This is a genomic window from Streptomyces phaeoluteigriseus, assembly GCF_001896135.2.
Lineage (GTDB): Bacteria > Actinomycetota > Actinomycetes > Streptomycetales > Streptomycetaceae > Streptomyces > Streptomyces phaeoluteigriseus.
This window is the reverse complement of record NZ_MPOH02000015.1, coordinates 77,325-91,731: the sequence shown is the minus strand read 5'-3', so window position 1 is coordinate 91,731 and position 14,407 is coordinate 77,325. Positions and strand designations below refer to the sequence as shown.

Below are 14,407 nucleotides of genomic sequence, written 5' to 3'. Positions count from 1 at the left end.
CCCCACCACCCTCCCCAGCGCCCCCAGCGCCATCCCCAGCTCCTCCTCCGTGATCGTCAGGGGCGGGGCCAGGCGGATGGTCGAGCCGTGGGTGTCCTTCACCAGGACGCCCTCCGCCAGCAGCCGTTCCCCGATTGCGCGGCCGGTCCCGACCGCCGGGTCCACGTCGACCCCGGCCCACAGCCCGCGCGCGCGGAACCCGACGACACCCCGGCCGACCAGCCCGGTCAGCCCGTCCCGCAGGACACCGCCGAGCGAGCGCCCGTGCCTGGAACTCACCGGTCTCCAGGAGCGACACCACCGCCGTCCCCACCGCCGCCGCGAGCGGATTCCCGCCGAACGTCGACCCGTGCGACCCGGGCCGCAGCACGGCCAGCACGTCCCGCCGCGCCACGACGGCGGACACCGGCACGATCCCGCCGCCCAGCGCCTTGCCGAGCAACAGCACGTCGGGCACGACCCCCTCGTGCTCGACGGCCAGCGTCCGGCCGGTACGGCCGAGCCCGGACTGGATCTCGTCCGCGACGAAGAGGCAGCCCCGGCGCCGGGTCAGCTCCCGCACCCCGGCCAGATAGCCGTCGTCGGGGATCACGACCCCCGCCTCACCCTGGATGGGCTCGATCAGCACGGCGGCCGTCGTCTCGTCGACGGCCGCCTCCAGCGCCGCCAGGTCGTTGTAGGGCACGATCCGGAACCCCGGCATGAACGGCCCGAACCCGGCACGCGCCGTCTCGTCCGTCGAGAAGCTGACGATCGTCGTCGTACGGCCGTGGAAGTTGTCCGCGGCGACCACGATCGTCGCCCGGTCGGCCGGCACCCCCTTCACCTCGTAGGCCCACTTCCGGGCCACCTTGATCGCGCTCTCGACGGCCTCGGCGCCCGTGTTCATGGGCAGCACCATGTCGAGCCCGGTCAGCGCGGCGAGCCGTTCCGCGAACTCGGCTAGCCGGTCGTTGTGGAAGGCGCGGGAGGTGAGCGTCAGCCGGTCGAGCTGCCGGTGCGCCGCCTCGACCAGTGCGGGGTGCCGGTGCCCGAAGTTGAGCGCCGAGTATCCGGCCAGCATGTCGAGGTAGCGGCGGCCCTCGACGTCCTCCACCCACGTCCCCTCCGCGCGCGCGACGACCACGGGCAGCGGGTGGTAGTTGTGCGCGAGGACGGGCTCCTCGGCCCGGATCAGGTCGGCGGACGTGCGCGTACGGGCGGGTGCGGTCATGAACGGATCTCCTGGGTGCAGCACTTGATGCCACCTCCGGCCTTCTGGAACTCCGAGAGGTCGACGGGGACGGGGACATAGCCGCGGTCGGCGAGCCGGCCGGCGAGCGCCTCGGCACGCGGCGCGATGAAGACGTTGCGGCCGTCGGAGACGGAGTTCAGCCCGAACGTCATCGCGTCGTCGCGGGTGGCGAGGACCGCGTCCGGGTAGAGCCGGGCGAGCACCTCGCGGCTGCCGGGCGAGAACGCCTCCGGGTAGTACGCGATGTTTCCGTCGGGCCGGCCGTCGAGGACGAACAGCGCCGTGTCCAGGTGGTAGAAGTGCGGGTCCACCAGGGTCAGGCTGACCACCGGGTGCCCGAAGAACTCCTGCACCTCCCGGTGCGCCTCCCGGGTCGTACGGAACCCGGTGCCGGCCAGCATGTACCGGCCGGTCCACACCAGGTCGCCCTCGCCCTCGCAGACGGACTCGGGCCGGTGGACGTCGAAGCCCGCCGTCTTGAACCAGGAGTCGTAGTGGCTGGATTCGGCGCGCCGCTCGGGCGCGTGGAAGAGGGAGCCGAAGACGCGGCCGCCGACGACGACCGCGGAGTTCGCGGCGAAGACCATGTCGGGCAGCCCGGGGGCGGGCTCGACGGTGTCGACGGTGTGGCCGTGCGCACGGTAGGCGCGGATCAGCGCCTGCCACTGCTCGTGCGCCAGGTCGATGTCGACGGGGGAGTCGGGACGCATCCAGGGATTGATCGCGTACTGCACGGCGAAATGTCTGGGTTCACAGACGAGGAAGCGCCGAGGGCTCGGCACACGGCTGACGGTCACAGAGGGGTTCCTCCGCTTTTCCTGCGCTGTCGACTTGGGGTTGACACCACGGTAGGAAGCGACGGGGACGCCCGACAAGCAAGAAGGCTTGCGTGTTGACGCAGGAATGCTGCGTCTTCAGTCCGGTCAACGCACGTCTGATGCGTCAGTCGGGTCGGCGTTCGGGGCCGCGTGGGTGGCGCCCGCCTCCGGGCTGTCGGGCAGCAGGTGGGACAGCACCATCACACTGATCGTCTTGCGGATGAACGGCTCCACCCGGATGCGTTCCAGCACCTCCTCGAAGTGCCCCACGTCCCGCGCCCGCACATGCAGCAGCGCGTCCGCACCGCCGGTCACCGTCATCGCCGCGGTGATCTCCGGATGGTTGCGCACCACCTCCGCGAGCCGCCGCGGCGCGCCGCACCCTCGCAGTACACCTCCACGTACGCCTCCGTGCGCCAGCCCATCGCCGACGGCTGCACCGTCGCCGTGAACCCGGTGATCACCCCGCTGTCCCGCAGCCGGTCCACCCGGCGTTTGACCGCCGTGGCCGACAGCCCGATCGCCGTGCCGATCTCGGCGAAGCTCGTTCTGGCGTTCGCCATCAGCGCGGTGAGGATCTTCCGGTCGAGTTCGTCGAAAGGGGCGGGGCCGCTGTTCATGCGGGCACTGTATCCAGCGGATACGTCCGCACCCCGGTACATGTCCAGCCGTACGGATCGCCCCTACACTCCACCTTCATGCTGCGTGCCCTCGCCGTCGACGACGAACGCCCCTCGCTGGAGGAGCTGCTGTACCTGCTCACCGCGGATCCCCGGATAGGGAGCGCGGAGGGCGCCGGTGACGCGACGGAGGCGCTGCGCCGGATCAACAGGGCCCTGGAGTCCGGCCCCGACGGCCCGGAGGCCATCGACGTCGTCTTCCTCGACATCCAGATGCCCGGCCTCGACGGCCTCGACCTGGCCCGGCTGCTCACCGGCTTCGCCCGCCCGCCCCTGGTCGTCTTCGTCACCGCCCACGAGGATTTCGCCGTCCAGGCCTTCGATCTGAAGGCCGTCGACTACGTCCTCAAACCGGTCCGCAAGGAACGCCTCGCCGAGGCCGTCCGCCGCGCCGCCGAACTGCGCGGCACCACCCCCCGCATCCCCGTCCACGAGCCCGACCCCGACCAGATACCCGTCGAGCTGGGCGGGGTGACCCGGTTCGTCCCCGTCGACGACATCACCCACGTCGAGGCCCAGGGCGACTACGCCCGCCTGCACACCGACCGCGGCAGCCACCTCGTGCGCATCCCGCTGTCCACCCTGGAGGAACGCTGGCGAGCCCGCGGCTTCGTCCGCATCCACCGCCGCCACCTCGTCGCCCTGCGCCACATAGGCGAACTCCGCCTGGACGCCGGCACCGTCAGCGTGGTCGTCGGCGGCGAGGAACTCCAGGTCAGCCGCCGCCACGCCCGTGAACTGCGGGACCTGCTGATGAGGAGGCCGTGACGGTGCCCCAGCAGGACCCCGCCGAGCGCCGCGTCGTCGTCACCGGCCCGCCCCGCCGCTCCCTCCCGCGCGGCGGTACCCCACTTCCTCCGGCTACTACCGCCCGCGCGCCGAGATCGACGAGCAGACCACCCTCGGCCACACCTACGTCCGCTCCCTGATGCGCACCCAACTGCGGGCCGCCCTCGCCGTGTTCGCCGTCCTCGTCCTCCTGGTCGGCCCGCTGCCCCTGCTGTTCGCGGCGATGCCCGACGCCCGCCGCCTGGAGTGGGCGGTCCTCGGCTTCGGCCTGTACGCCCCACTGGTGCTGCTCGCCCGCTGGTACGTCCGCCGCGCCGAACGCAACGAACGCGACCTCGTGCGCCTGGTCGAGGACCGATGAACTCCACGTTCGCCGTGCCCGCCGTCGCCCTGGTCGTCGTGGCGACCGTCCTCGTCGGCGCCTTCGGCCTGCGCATCTCCCGCACGACCTCCGACTTCTACGTCGCCTCCCGCACCGTCGGCCCCCGCCTCAACGCGGCCGCCATCAGCGGCGAGTACCTCTCCGCGGCCTCCTTCCTCGGCATCGCCGGACTGGTCCTCGTGCAGGGACCGGACATGCTCTGGTACCCGGTCGGCTACACCGCCGGCTACCTGGTCCTGCTCCTCTTCGTCGCCGCCCCGCTGCGCCGCTCCGGCGCCTACACCCTCCCCGACTTCGCCGAGGCCCGCCTCGCCTCCCAGGCGGTACGGCGGCTCGCGGGCGCCTTCGTCGTCGGTGTCGGCTGGCTCTACCTGCTGCCCCAGCTCCAGGGCGCCGGACTCACCCTGACGGTGCTGACCGGGGCGCCCGACTCCCTCGGCGGACTGATCGTCGCCGTCGTCGTCACCGCGACCGTCGCCGCCGGCGGCATGCGCAGCATCACCTTCGTGCAGGCCTTCCAGTACTGGCTCAAGCTCACCGCTCTCCTCGTCCCCGCCCTCTTCCTGGTCCTCGCCTGGCAGGCCGACGGCGCGCCCCGGCACGTCTTCGAGGAGCCGCCCGCCTTCCGCGACCAGCGGGCCGTCCGCGTCGACACCACCCTCGACCTCAAGCTGGACCGGCCCCTGACCGTGACGGTGACCGGCACGGTCGACGGCCACCGGCACGATCGGCCGCCGTGCGCCTCCCCGCCGGCACCCACCGCATCGAACGGGGCGCCCGCCTCACCTTCACCCCGGGCACCCCCGTCCCCACCGCCGAGCGCGGCAGCAACGGCGGCATGTCCACCACCCTCGCCGCGGGCCGCGAGGAGCGCCCCCTGTACGCGACGTACGGCCTGATCCTCGCCACCTTCCTCGGCACGATGGGCCTGCCGCACGTCGTCGTCCGCTTCTACACCAGCCCACACGGAGTCGCCGCCCGCCGCACCACCGTCGCCGTCCTCGCCCTGATCGGCGCCTTCTACCTGCTGCCGCCCGTCTACGGCGCCCTCGGCCGCCTCTACGCCCCGGAACTCGCCCTGACCGGCGACGCCGACGCCGCCGTCCTGCTGCTGCCCGACCGGATGATCGGCGGCCTCGGCGGCGACCTGCTCGGCGCGCTGCTCGCGGGCGGCGCCTTCGCGGCGTTCCTGTCCACCGCGTCGGGTCTGACCATGGCCGTCGCGGGCGTCCTCACCCAGGACGTCCTGCCCGCCCGCGGCGTACGGCACTTCCGGCTGGGCACCGGTCTCGCCATGGCCGTACCGCTCGCCGCGAGCCTGCTGGTGGGCGGGCTGCCGGTGGCCGACGCGGTGGGGCTCGCCTTCGCGGTGTCCGCGTCCTCGTTCTGCCCGCTGCTCGTCCTCGGCATCTGGTGGCGCCGGCTGACCCCGCCGGGCGCGCCGCCGGGATGCTCGTGGGCGGCGGCTCGGCCTTCGTCGCCGTCGCCGCGACGATGGCGGGGCTGCCCGTCACGGGCGGCCTGCACGCCCTGCTGGCCTGGCCCGCCCTGTGGTCGGTCCCGCTGGGCTTCCTCACCATGATCGTGGTGTCCCTGGCGACCCCGGGCCGCGTCCCGGCCGGTACGGCGTCGATCCTGGCCCGCTTCCATCTGCCGGAGGAGCTGCGGGCGGCGGAGGTCAAGGCATGAGCGGCTTCCTCGCGGGCCTGTGCATCGCGATCCTCCCCTGCCTCGCCGTCGGCTTCTGGCTGGGCCGGCGCACCGCCCGCCCGCAGAGCCTCGGCGACCTGGGCACCCCCGTCGAGCACGCCACCTTCCAGACCCTGCACACCGCCTCCCTCGCCGCCCCGCCCCTGCGGGCCGGCCTCACCGAGGAGACGGCCCGCAAGTCCGCCGGCCGGCTGCGCACCCTGCTCGGCACGGACGCCCTCTGCCTGACGGACCGCGAACAGCTCCTGGCCTGGGACGGCGTGGGCGCCCACCACCGTACGGAGATCATGGCCCGGCTGTCCGGCCCGCTGGACACCGGCCGCGGCGAGGCCTTCCCGCTCACCTGCGACGCCCCCGACTGCCCGCTCCGCTGGGCGGTGCTCACCCCGCTCACCGTCGACGACCGGGTGCACGGCGCCCTCGTCGTGTGCGCGCCCCGCGAGTCGGCCGTGCTGGTCCGGGCCGCGGGAGAGGTGGCCCGCTGGGTGAGCGTCCAACTGGAGCTGGCCGACCTCGACGACTCCCGCACCCGCCTCATCGAGGCCGAGATCAAAGCCCTGCGCGCCCAGATCTCCCCGCACTTCATCTTCAACTCGCTCGCCGTGATCGCCTCGTTCGTCCGCACCGACCCGGAGCGGGCCCGGGAGCTGCTCCTGGAGTTCGCCGACTTCACCCGCTACTCGTTCCGCCGGCACGGCGACTTCACCACCCTCGCCGACGAGCTGCACGCCATCGACCACTATCTGGCGCTGGTCCGGGCCCGCTTCGGCGACCGGCTCTCCGTCACCCTCCAGATAGCCCCGGAGGTCCTCCCGGTGGCCCTGCCCTTCCTCTGCCTCCAGCCACTGGTGGAGAACGCCGTCAAGCACGGCCTCGAGGGCAAGGCCGACAAGTGCCACATCCAGATCACCGCGCAGGACGCCGGCGCCGAGGCCCTGGTCGTCATCGAGGACGACGGCGCGGGCATGGACCCGGCCCTGCTGCGCCGCATCCTGGCCGGTGAGGTCAGCCCGTCCGGCGGCATCGGCCTGTCCAACGTCGACGACCGGCTCCGCCAGGTGTACGGCGACGACCACGGCCTCGTCATCGAGACCGCCCCCGGCGCGGGCATGAGGATCAGCGCCCGGCTGCCGAAGTACCAGCCGGGCGTCCACTCGGCGGCCCGCCTCACCCCGGGGTGAGCCGCCCGTCGCTCAGTCGCTCCTGTCGCTCACGTCGTGCGTGTGGCGACCATCGCGAGCGTGATCAGCCCGAGCACGACCCAGCCGAACCACAGCCAGCCGTTGCTGCCGAGCGCCACCGTGTAGGCGGTCACCACGACGAGGCCGCCGATGGTGAGCACCCCCATGGTCCTCGTGGAACCGTCCGCCGAACCGTTCATGGAACCGGGCATCGCGACACCCTCCTCCGGCACACCCCCCACAGGGTGTGTCCCCCTCCATGGTGCCCTGGTTCCGGTCCTTCAGCCCTGGCGAACGCTCAACGGCGTCCCGTCAACGGCGTCCGCTCAGCGAGGACAGGTAGGCGTTGTAGGCCTCCAGCTCCTTGTCACCGTCCCGGTCGGCGGCCCGGTCCTGGCGCTTGGCCTGCCGCTGCTCGGAGCCGTACCACTGGAACAGCAGCGCGATCAGCACCAGCACCGACGGGATCTCGCTGAACGCCCAGGCGATACCGCCGGCCGCGTTCTGGTCGGCCAGGGCGTCGATGCCGAGGGAGGCGGGCGGGTTCTCGAACGTCTTCACCATCGGCGTGGACGCCATCATCAGCGCGATGCCGAAGAACGCGTGGAACGGCATCCCGGCGAACAGCTCCAGCATGCGCATCAGGTAGCCGGGCCGGTTCGGCCCCGGGTCGACGCCCATGATCGGCCAGAAGAACACCACACCCACGGCGAGGAAGTGCACCATCATCGCCGCGTGCCCGAGGTCCGAACCCATCAGGAAGTCGAAGACAGGCGTGAAGTACAGCGCGTACAGACTCGCGATGAACAGCGGAATGGTGAACGCGGGGTGCGTGACGATCCGCATGTACCAGCTGTGCAGCAGCATCAGCAGCAGCTCACGCGGCCCCTTGCGGCCCTTGCCCGCGGTGGGCAGGGCGCGCAGCGCCAGGGTGACGGGGGCGCCGAGCAGGATCAGGATCGGCGACAGCATGCTGATCACCATGTGCTGCACCATGTGCACGCTGAACATGACCATGCCGTAGTCGTTCAGCTTCGTGCACATCACCAGCACGATCGTCAGCACGCCGACGACGTACGCCACCGTCCGCCCCGCGGACCACGCGTCCCCGCGCCGCCGCAGCCGGACGACACCCCACGCGTACAGCCCCAGCGCGGCCAGACAGGCGACGAGGAAGAACGGGTCCGGTGACCACTGAAGACCCCGCCCCAGCGTGAACGGCGGCAGATCCATGGTCATGCCGTGCCCGCTGTGATCCATCCGCCGGCTCCTGATTCGTGGGGGGTTGTACGGTTCCTGCGCCCCAAGACTAGAACCGCCCCCGGCGACTCATGTCACCGGGGGCGGACTCGGGGGGCACCCACCGGGAGCCCGGACGGCTACAGCACGCACTCCGCTTCGGCGTAGCGGTCCTCGGGCACCGTCTTCAGCGTTTCGACGGCCTCCGCCAGTTCCACCATCACGATGTCCGTCCCCCGCAGGGCCGTCATCCTGCCGAACTCGCCCCGGTGCACGGCCTCCACCGCGTGCCACCCGAACCGGGTGGCGAGCACACGGTCGTACGCGGTGGGCGTGCCACCCCGCTGGACATGCCCGAGGATCACCGGCCGGGCCTCCTTGCCGAGCCGCTGCTCCAGCTCGATGGAGAGCTGCCGGGCGATGCCGGCGAACCGCTCGTGCCCGTAGATGTCCTTGCCGCCCTCGTCGAAGGCCATGGAGCCGGGCGCCGGCTTGGCCCCCTCCGCCACGACGACGATGGCGAACCGCTTCCCCGCCTCGAACCGCTCGCCGACCCGCCGGGCCAGCTCCTCGATGTCGAAGGGGCGCTCCGGGACGACGATGGCGTGGGCGCCGGCCGCCATGCCGGAGTGCAGCGCTATCCAGCCGGTGTGCCGCCCCATGACCTCCACGACGAGGACCCGCTGATGGGACTCGGCGGTGGTCTTGAGCCGGTCGAGCGCCTCGGTGGCGACGCCCACGGCCGTGTCGAAGCCGAAGGTGACGTCGGTGACGGCGATGTCGTTGTCGATGGTCTTCGGCACGCCCACGATGGGCAGGCCGCTGTCCGACATCAGCCGGGCCGCCTTGAGCGTGCCCTCACCGCCGATCGGGATGACGGCGTCGAGGCCGAGTTCCTCGACGTGTCCCCGGGCCCGCTCCACGCCGTCCCGCAGCTGCGAGGGCTGGACGCGGGAGGAGCCGAGGATCGTGCCGCCGCGGGCGAGGATGCCGCCCACCGCGTCGAGGTCGAGCTTGAGGTAGTCGCATTCCAGGAGGCCCTTCCAGCCGTCCCGGAAGCCGATGACCTCGTCGCCGTGGTCCACGACGGCGCGGTGCACGACGGACCGGATGACGGCGTTCAGGCCGGGGCAGTCGCCGCCGGACGTGAGGACACCAATGCGCATAGCCCGAACAACCTTCTCCACGTGGGCCGGATCCGGACCGCGTTGTCCGGCTCGATCCCCGCCACCCTAGCGGCAGGAGGGGGCGGGGCCGAAGGACACGTCCGCCTGCTGGACGTGCCCGCTCACCTGTGCGGACGTACCGTCATCCGGGCTGCTGACGGCAACCCGAAGATCGGGTGAACACACAGGTCACGCGGGCTGTCCCGCCGGGCCTGCTAGGCGGGCTGCTGCGCGGACGCGATGCGCTCGTTTCGCAGGGCCTCGTACCAGCGGTCGTCGGTCGGCGGGAGCGCGTTCACATCGAGCGCCAGCTTCAGCAGCAGGTCCGCGATGAGCGGGTTGCGGGCCAGCACCGGACCGTGCATGTAGGTGCCGAAGACGGTGTCGTTGTACGCGCCCTCGGTGCCGTCGCCGGTGCCGTTGCCCTTGCCGATCTGGACGCGGGCGAGCGGGCGGGCGGTCGGGCCGAGATGGGTGATGCCCTGGTGGTTCTCGAAGCCGGTGAGCGAGGGCAGCCCGAGGCGCGGGTCGATGTCCGCGAGGACGTCGCCGACGCACCGCTCGCCCTCACCGCGGGTCGTGGTGACGTCCAGCAGGCCGAGGCCGGGCTCGCGCTGACCGAGGTCGTTGACGAACTCGTGGCCCAGGATCTGGTAGCCCGCGCACACCGCGAACACGATCGCGCCGTTCTGCACCGCCTGGTACAGGTGCCCGTCACGGCGCAGCCGCTCGGCGGCGAGCCGCTGCGGACGGTCCTCACCGCCGCCGATCAGGTAGATGTCCCCGGAGGTGGGGATCGGCTGGTCGCTGCGCACGTCCAGCCGGGCCACGTCGAGCCCGCGTTGCCGCGCCCGCCGCTCCACGACCAGGACGTTGCCCTGGTCGCCGTAGGTGCTGAGCAGGTCCGGGTAGATCCAGACGACCCGCAGTTGGTTGTCACTCATCACGTGAAGGTTCCTCGGGTCAGTTGCCGACGCGGCGGCGCAGGTCCTGGAAGGCGGTGTAGTTCGCGATGACCTCGATACGGCCGGGCGGCGCCAGCTGCACGGCCTGGTCGACGTTCTCGCACACCTGGAAGTGCTGGTTGGCGACCTCCAGGCGCACCGCGAGGTCCAGCTTGCGGTCGCCGACGACGAAGATCGGGTGGCCGGTCAGCCGGGTGTAGTCGACGTCCCACAGCCAGGAGGTGTCGGTGCCGTCGGCGCCGCGCGCGTTCACCGAGAGGATGACCGGCGTGGGCGGCGGATCGATCAGGCTGAACGTCTCGAGCCAGCCCGCCGGGTTCTTCGCCAGCAGCAGCCGCAGGTCGCGCTGCATGAACTGGACGACGTCGTAGCGTCCGGCGACGGCCTGCACCTGGTACATCCGCTCCAGCGCGACCTGCGGCGGCACGCCGAAGACGGCGGCGACGGCGGCCGAGGAGGCGGCGTTGGCCTTGTTGGCGCGGCCCGGCAGCTGGAGGTGGATCGGCCAGGCGGAGCCGTGCGGGTCGAGGACGTGGTCGCCGGAGAGCGCCCAGCTCGGCGTCGGCCGCCGGAAGCCGCACTCGCCGCAGAACCAGTCGTCGCCGGGGCGCTGCATGACACCGCCGCAGGACGGGCAGGACCAGGCGTCGTCCTTCCACATCTGCCCGGCTGCGACCCAGATCACGTTGGGGGAGGAGGACGCGGCCCACACCACCAGCGGGTCGTCCGCGTTGGCGATGACGACGGCCTTGGAACCGGCCAGTCCCTCGCGCCAGTTCTCGGCGAGCATGCGGGTCTCGGCGGCTCGGTCCAGCTGGTCGCGGGAGAGGTTGAGCAGCGCGATGCACTTGGGGGCGGTGTCGCGGGCGACACCGGCGAGGTACTTCTCGTCGACCTCGATCACGGCGTACTTGGCGTCCGAGCCGCCCGCGAGTGCCGAGGTGATGCCGGCGGGCATGTTCGCGCCGAGCGCGTTGGACACGACCGGGCCCGCGGCCCGCAGGGCCTCCGCGATGAGACGGGTGGTCGTGGTCTTGCCGTTGGTCGCCGAGACGAGGATGACGTCCAGGTTCTGGGCGAGCCGGGCAAGGAGGTCGGGGTCGAGCCTCAGCGCCACCCGGCCGCCGATCACCGAACCGCTGCCGCGTCCCGCGGCACGCGATGCCGCAGCGACCGCCTTGCCCGCGGTCACGGCGATCTTGGCCCGCGGCGTGAGCGGGTCCGAGTTGCCTGCCATCAGTTCTCGATCCTCCTTGCGTACGCGCCGCGCCTGAAGCCTGACGGCAACGTGGTAGGTGGTCAGCCTATCGAGATCCATTCGCAGGCCCGAATCCCGGCACCGTCTCACGCTGCGCACGGCATGCGCGTGTCAGAAAGGACCGTACCCTTGCCGCCATGCGACAAGGTTCCATCCCGGGCGCCCACGGGCGCGTCCGGCCCCTCACCCTGCTCGGCGATCCGGTCCTGCGGCAACCCTGCGCGGAGGTCACCGAGTTCGGTCCGGAACTGGCCCGCCTCGTCGAGGACCTCTTCGCCACGATGTACGCGGCGCGGGGCGTGGGCCTCGCCGCGAACCAGGTCGGGGAGTCCTTGCGGGTGTTCGTCTACGACTGCCCCGACGACGAGGACGTCCGCCACCTGGGCCATCTCGTGAACCCACGCCTGGTGGACGTGGACGGAGTGGTGATCCGCGGCCCGGAGGGCTGTCTGTCCCTGCCGGGCCTGGAAGCGGGGACGGAACGCCACGACCACGCGCTGGTCGAGGGTTTCACGGTGGCGGGCGAGCCGGTCACGGTCCACGGCACGGGATTCTTTGCCAGATGCTTGCAGCACGAGTGCGACCACCTGGAGGGGCGGGTGTACGCGGACCGCGTCCACGGCTGGCGCGGGAGACGGCTGATGCGCCAGGTGAGGCGGGCTCCCTGGAGCGGCTGAGCGGGCGTACCGGTGAGCGGAGGTACCCGTGCGCGGGGGCCCCGGTCAGAAGCCGGGACCGCCCACCTTGTCGCCCGCCGCCGCGAGGCGGCCCCACAGCAGGTCGGCGAGGCCGCGCACCAGCTCGGCGCGGGAGCAGGGCCGTTCGCCCAGCCACCAGTCCCCGGCCGCGTGCATCATCCCGACGATCCCGTGCCCCCAGACGCGGGCGAGCTGCTGGGTCCCGGGTCCGAGGTCCAGGCGCTCCTCGATGACCTGGGCCAGCTCCTCGCCCATCCGCCGCAGCACGGGAGCCGAGTGCTTGCCGACGTCGAAGCCCTGCTCGCCGGGGGCGCCGTCCGACGGGTGCATCAGGAAGCGGTAGACCTGAGGGCGGGCCTCGATGGCCGCGAGGTAGGTGTCCAGCGTGGCCTCGACCCGCTCCCGGCGCTCGGCGGGAGCGTCCAGCGCGGCCCGCAGCGAGGCGAGCAGCGCGTCGGTGTGCCGCTTGGCGAGAGCGGCGTAGAGTCCGCCCTTGTCGCCGAAGTGGCGGTAGAGGATCGGCTTGGTGATGCCGGCCTCCGCCGCGATGGCGTTCATGGAGGCCTGGGGCCCGTCTCGGAGCACCACTCTGTCGGCGGCCTCCAGCAGCTCGCGCCGTCGGCGGTCGGCGGACCTCTGCTGCTCGGTCCGCTGCGTGGTGTCCATGTGCTCTCCCCACCCGTGCTGATTCGGTGACGCCTGCGCAAACTAACACCTGACGGTGACTCGACATCGAACGGGCTGCCGAGCCGACCTCAGGAGTTGACTTTTCCTACCGACCGGTAACAGACTCGCGTTACCGCTAGTAACACGCACGTTCCGCCGCTGGAGGGGACATGGCCGAGTTCACCATGGAGCTCAACGACGAACAGAAGGAGGTCCGGGACTGGCTGCACGGCTTCGCGGCCGATGTCATCCGCCCCGCGGCCGCCGAATGGGACGAGCGTGAGGAGACTCCCTGGCCGGTCATCCAGGAGGCCGCGAAGGTGGGCATCTACTCCCTCGACTTCTACGCCCAGCAGTACTTCGACCCTACGGGTCTCGGCATCCCGATGGCGATGGAAGAGCTGTTCTGGGGAGACGCGGGCATCGCCCTCTCCATCGTCGGCACCGGCCTCGCCGCCGTCGGCGTCCTCGCCAACGGCACCGAGGAACAGATCGGCACCTGGATCCCCCAGATGTACGGCGACCCGGCCGACGTCAAGGTCGCCGCCTTCTGCTCCTCCGAGCCCGACGCCGGCTCCGACGTCGCCTCCATGCGCACCCGTGCCGTGTACGACGAGGCCAAGGACGAGTGGGTGATCAACGGCACGAAGACCTGGGCGACCAACGGCGGCATCGCCAACGTTCACGTGGTCGTCGCGGTCGTCGACCCCGACCTGGGCTCCAAGGGGCACGCCTCCTTCATCGTCCCGCCGGGCACGCCCGGTCTCGCCCAGGGCCAGAAGTTCAAGAAGCACGGCATCCGCGCCTCGCACACCGCCGAGGTGATCCTCGACAACGTGCGCGTTCCCGGCTCCTGCCTCCTCGGTGGCAAGCAGAAGCTCGACGAGCGGCTGGCACGGGCGCGCGAGCGGGCCAGGGCGGGCGGCGGTGAGAGGGTGAAGAACGCCGCGATGGCGACGTTCGAGGCCTCGCGGCCGGCGGTCGGCGCCATGGCCGTCGGTACGGCCCGCGCGGCGTACGAGGTCGCCCTGGACTACGCGAAGACGCGCGAGCAGTTCGGCCGCCCGATCATCGACAACCAGGGTGTCGCCTTCCAGCTCGCGGACATGCGCACGCAGATCGACGCGGCGCGGCTGCTGGTGTGGCGCGCGTCGTGGATGGCGGTCAACGGCCGGCCGTTCACCGCGGCCGAGGGCTCCATGTCCAAGCTGTACGCCAGCGAGACGGCGAAGACGGTGACGGCGCAGGCCGTCCAGATCCTCGGCGGCAACGGCTACACGCGGGAGTACCCGGTGGAGCGGATGCACCGCGACAGCGCGATCTACACGATCTTCGAGGGCACGAGCGAGATCCAGCGACTGGTGATCGCGCGGACCCTGTCGGGGATGCCGATCCGGTAGCCGCCGGAAGCGGGAACCATGCGAGGCGGTCCGCGGGTCGGCGGACCGCATCGCACGGTTCGCCGCGTTCCCGGACGCCTGGCGCCTGTCGTTTGGATCAGGTCGCAGGAAGTCGACGGCGCTGTTCAGTGCCGGTGAGCGGGGTCTGGTGCGTGCGGCTGCGAGGCGGAGGAGGGCGTCGACGCGGAGCGTCGGCAACCGACGACAACGCGGCGGATGCG

At 71.8% G+C, this 14,407-nt stretch carries 11 protein-coding genes and 4 pseudogenes; 6 read left to right on the top strand and 9 right to left on the bottom strand.

The window, feature by feature from the left end; genetic code table 11:
* The 3 genes and pseudogenes from rocD to BM536_RS18210 form a co-directional block, all read right to left on the bottom strand.
* Positions 1-1,213, bottom strand: a pseudogene (rocD, locus tag BM536_RS18220) (ornithine--oxo-acid transaminase); the annotation flags it as partial.
* Entirely contained in the window at positions 1,210-2,031 is an 822-nt protein-coding gene (gene ddaH, locus BM536_RS18215; RefSeq protein WP_073491083.1) for a dimethylargininase, read from the bottom strand. The pseudogene rocD and the gene ddaH, both read right to left, overlap by 4 nt.
* 126 nt (positions 2,032-2,157) lie before the next feature.
* Positions 2,158-2,672, bottom strand: a pseudogene (locus BM536_RS18210) (Lrp/AsnC family transcriptional regulator).
* 78 nt (positions 2,673-2,750) lie between these two features.
* Here BM536_RS18210 and BM536_RS18205 point away from each other — a divergent pair.
* The 4 genes and pseudogenes from BM536_RS18205 (at position 2,751) to BM536_RS18190 (ending at position 6,794) form a co-directional block, all read left to right on the top strand.
* Positions 2,751-3,500, top strand: coding sequence for a LytR/AlgR family response regulator transcription factor (locus BM536_RS18205; RefSeq protein WP_094103206.1), 750 nt, complete (start codon positions 2,751-2,753; stop codon positions 3,498-3,500).
* Between the two features lie 2 nt (positions 3,501-3,502).
* Positions 3,503-3,882 (top strand): annotated as a pseudogene (locus BM536_RS18200) (hypothetical protein).
* A pseudogene (locus tag BM536_RS18195) lies at positions 3,879-5,592 on the top strand (sodium/solute symporter). The pseudogenes BM536_RS18200 and BM536_RS18195 overlap by 4 nt, the downstream one beginning before the upstream one ends.
* On the top strand, positions 5,589-6,794 hold the full coding sequence (locus BM536_RS18190) for a sensor histidine kinase (protein WP_073491085.1): 1,206 nt from the start codon (positions 5,589-5,591) through the stop codon (positions 6,792-6,794). The pseudogene BM536_RS18195 and the gene BM536_RS18190 overlap by 4 nt, the downstream one beginning before the upstream one ends.
* 29 nt (positions 6,795-6,823) lie before the next feature.
* On the opposite strand, the gene BM536_RS18185 is transcribed toward BM536_RS18190, so the two are convergent.
* The 5 genes from BM536_RS18185 to BM536_RS18165 all read right to left on the bottom strand — a co-directional run bounded on the left by BM536_RS18185 (position 6,824) and on the right by BM536_RS18165 (position 11,401).
* Positions 6,824-7,006 carry a hypothetical protein gene (locus BM536_RS18185; protein WP_073491145.1) on the bottom strand — a complete coding sequence of 61 codons (183 nt, stop codon included), beginning with the start codon at positions 7,004-7,006 and terminating at the stop codon, positions 6,824-6,826.
* 100 nt (positions 7,007-7,106) lie between these two features.
* Positions 7,107-8,054, bottom strand: a complete 948-nt coding sequence (locus tag BM536_RS18180; protein ID WP_073491086.1) for a cytochrome c oxidase assembly protein — start codon at positions 8,052-8,054, stop codon at positions 7,107-7,109.
* Between the two features lie 119 nt (positions 8,055-8,173).
* Entirely contained in the window at positions 8,174-9,199 is a 1,026-nt protein-coding gene (locus BM536_RS18175; protein WP_073491087.1) for a 6-phosphofructokinase, read from the bottom strand.
* Between the two features lie 215 nt (positions 9,200-9,414).
* Positions 9,415-10,143: a type 1 glutamine amidotransferase gene (locus tag BM536_RS18170; RefSeq protein ID WP_073491088.1), complete on the bottom strand. Its 729-nt coding sequence runs from the start codon at positions 10,141-10,143 to the stop codon at positions 9,415-9,417.
* Between the two features lie 19 nt (positions 10,144-10,162).
* Positions 10,163-11,401 carry a MurT ligase domain-containing protein gene (locus BM536_RS18165; protein WP_073491089.1) on the bottom strand — a complete coding sequence of 413 codons (1,239 nt, stop codon included), beginning with the start codon at positions 11,399-11,401 and terminating at the stop codon, positions 10,163-10,165.
* 158 nt (positions 11,402-11,559) lie between these two features.
* Here BM536_RS18165 and def point away from each other — a divergent pair, with 158 nt between their 5' ends.
* On the top strand, positions 11,560-12,099 hold the full coding sequence (gene def / locus BM536_RS18160) for a peptide deformylase (protein ID WP_073491090.1): 540 nt from the start codon (positions 11,560-11,562) through the stop codon (positions 12,097-12,099).
* A gap of 45 nt (positions 12,100-12,144) precedes the next feature.
* On the opposite strand, the gene BM536_RS18155 is transcribed toward def, so the two are convergent.
* On the bottom strand, positions 12,145-12,786 hold the full coding sequence (locus tag BM536_RS18155) for a TetR/AcrR family transcriptional regulator (protein ID WP_094103205.1): 642 nt from the start codon (positions 12,784-12,786) through the stop codon (positions 12,145-12,147).
* Between the two features lie 170 nt (positions 12,787-12,956).
* On the opposite strand from BM536_RS18155, the gene BM536_RS18150 reads away from it, so the two are divergent.
* The gene (locus BM536_RS18150; protein WP_073491092.1) at positions 12,957-14,186 is read left to right on the top strand and encodes an acyl-CoA dehydrogenase family protein; all 1,230 of its coding nucleotides are present in this window, start codon (positions 12,957-12,959) and stop codon (positions 14,184-14,186) included.
* Positions 14,187-14,407: the final 221 nt, after the last annotated feature.

Bases quoted from the DNA above. Each gene is read 5' to 3' on its own strand.
- BM536_RS18205 (WP_094103206.1), top strand. From the start codon at position 2,751: ATGCTGCGTGCCCTCGCCGTCGACGACGAACGCCCCTCGCTGGAGGAG.
- BM536_RS18190 (WP_073491085.1), top strand. From the start codon at position 5,589: ATGAGCGGCTTCCTCGCGGGCCTGTGCATCGCGATCCTCCCCTGCCTC.
- BM536_RS18185 (WP_073491145.1), bottom strand. From the start codon at position 7,006: ATGCCCGGTTCCATGAACGGTTCGGCGGACGGTTCCACGAGGACCATG.
- BM536_RS18180 (WP_073491086.1), bottom strand. From the start codon at position 8,054: ATGGATCACAGCGGGCACGGCATGACCATGGATCTGCCGCCGTTCACG.
- BM536_RS18175 (WP_073491087.1), bottom strand. From the start codon at position 9,199: ATGCGCATTGGTGTCCTCACGTCCGGCGGCGACTGCCCCGGCCTGAAC.
- BM536_RS18170 (WP_073491088.1), bottom strand. From the start codon at position 10,143: ATGAGTGACAACCAACTGCGGGTCGTCTGGATCTACCCGGACCTGCTC.
- BM536_RS18165 (WP_073491089.1), bottom strand. From the start codon at position 11,401: ATGGCAGGCAACTCGGACCCGCTCACGCCGCGGGCCAAGATCGCCGTG.
- def (WP_073491090.1), top strand. From the start codon at position 11,560: ATGCGACAAGGTTCCATCCCGGGCGCCCACGGGCGCGTCCGGCCCCTC.
- BM536_RS18155 (WP_094103205.1), bottom strand. From the start codon at position 12,786: ATGGACACCACGCAGCGGACCGAGCAGCAGAGGTCCGCCGACCGCCGA.
- BM536_RS18150 (WP_073491092.1), top strand. From the start codon at position 12,957: ATGGCCGAGTTCACCATGGAGCTCAACGACGAACAGAAGGAGGTCCGG.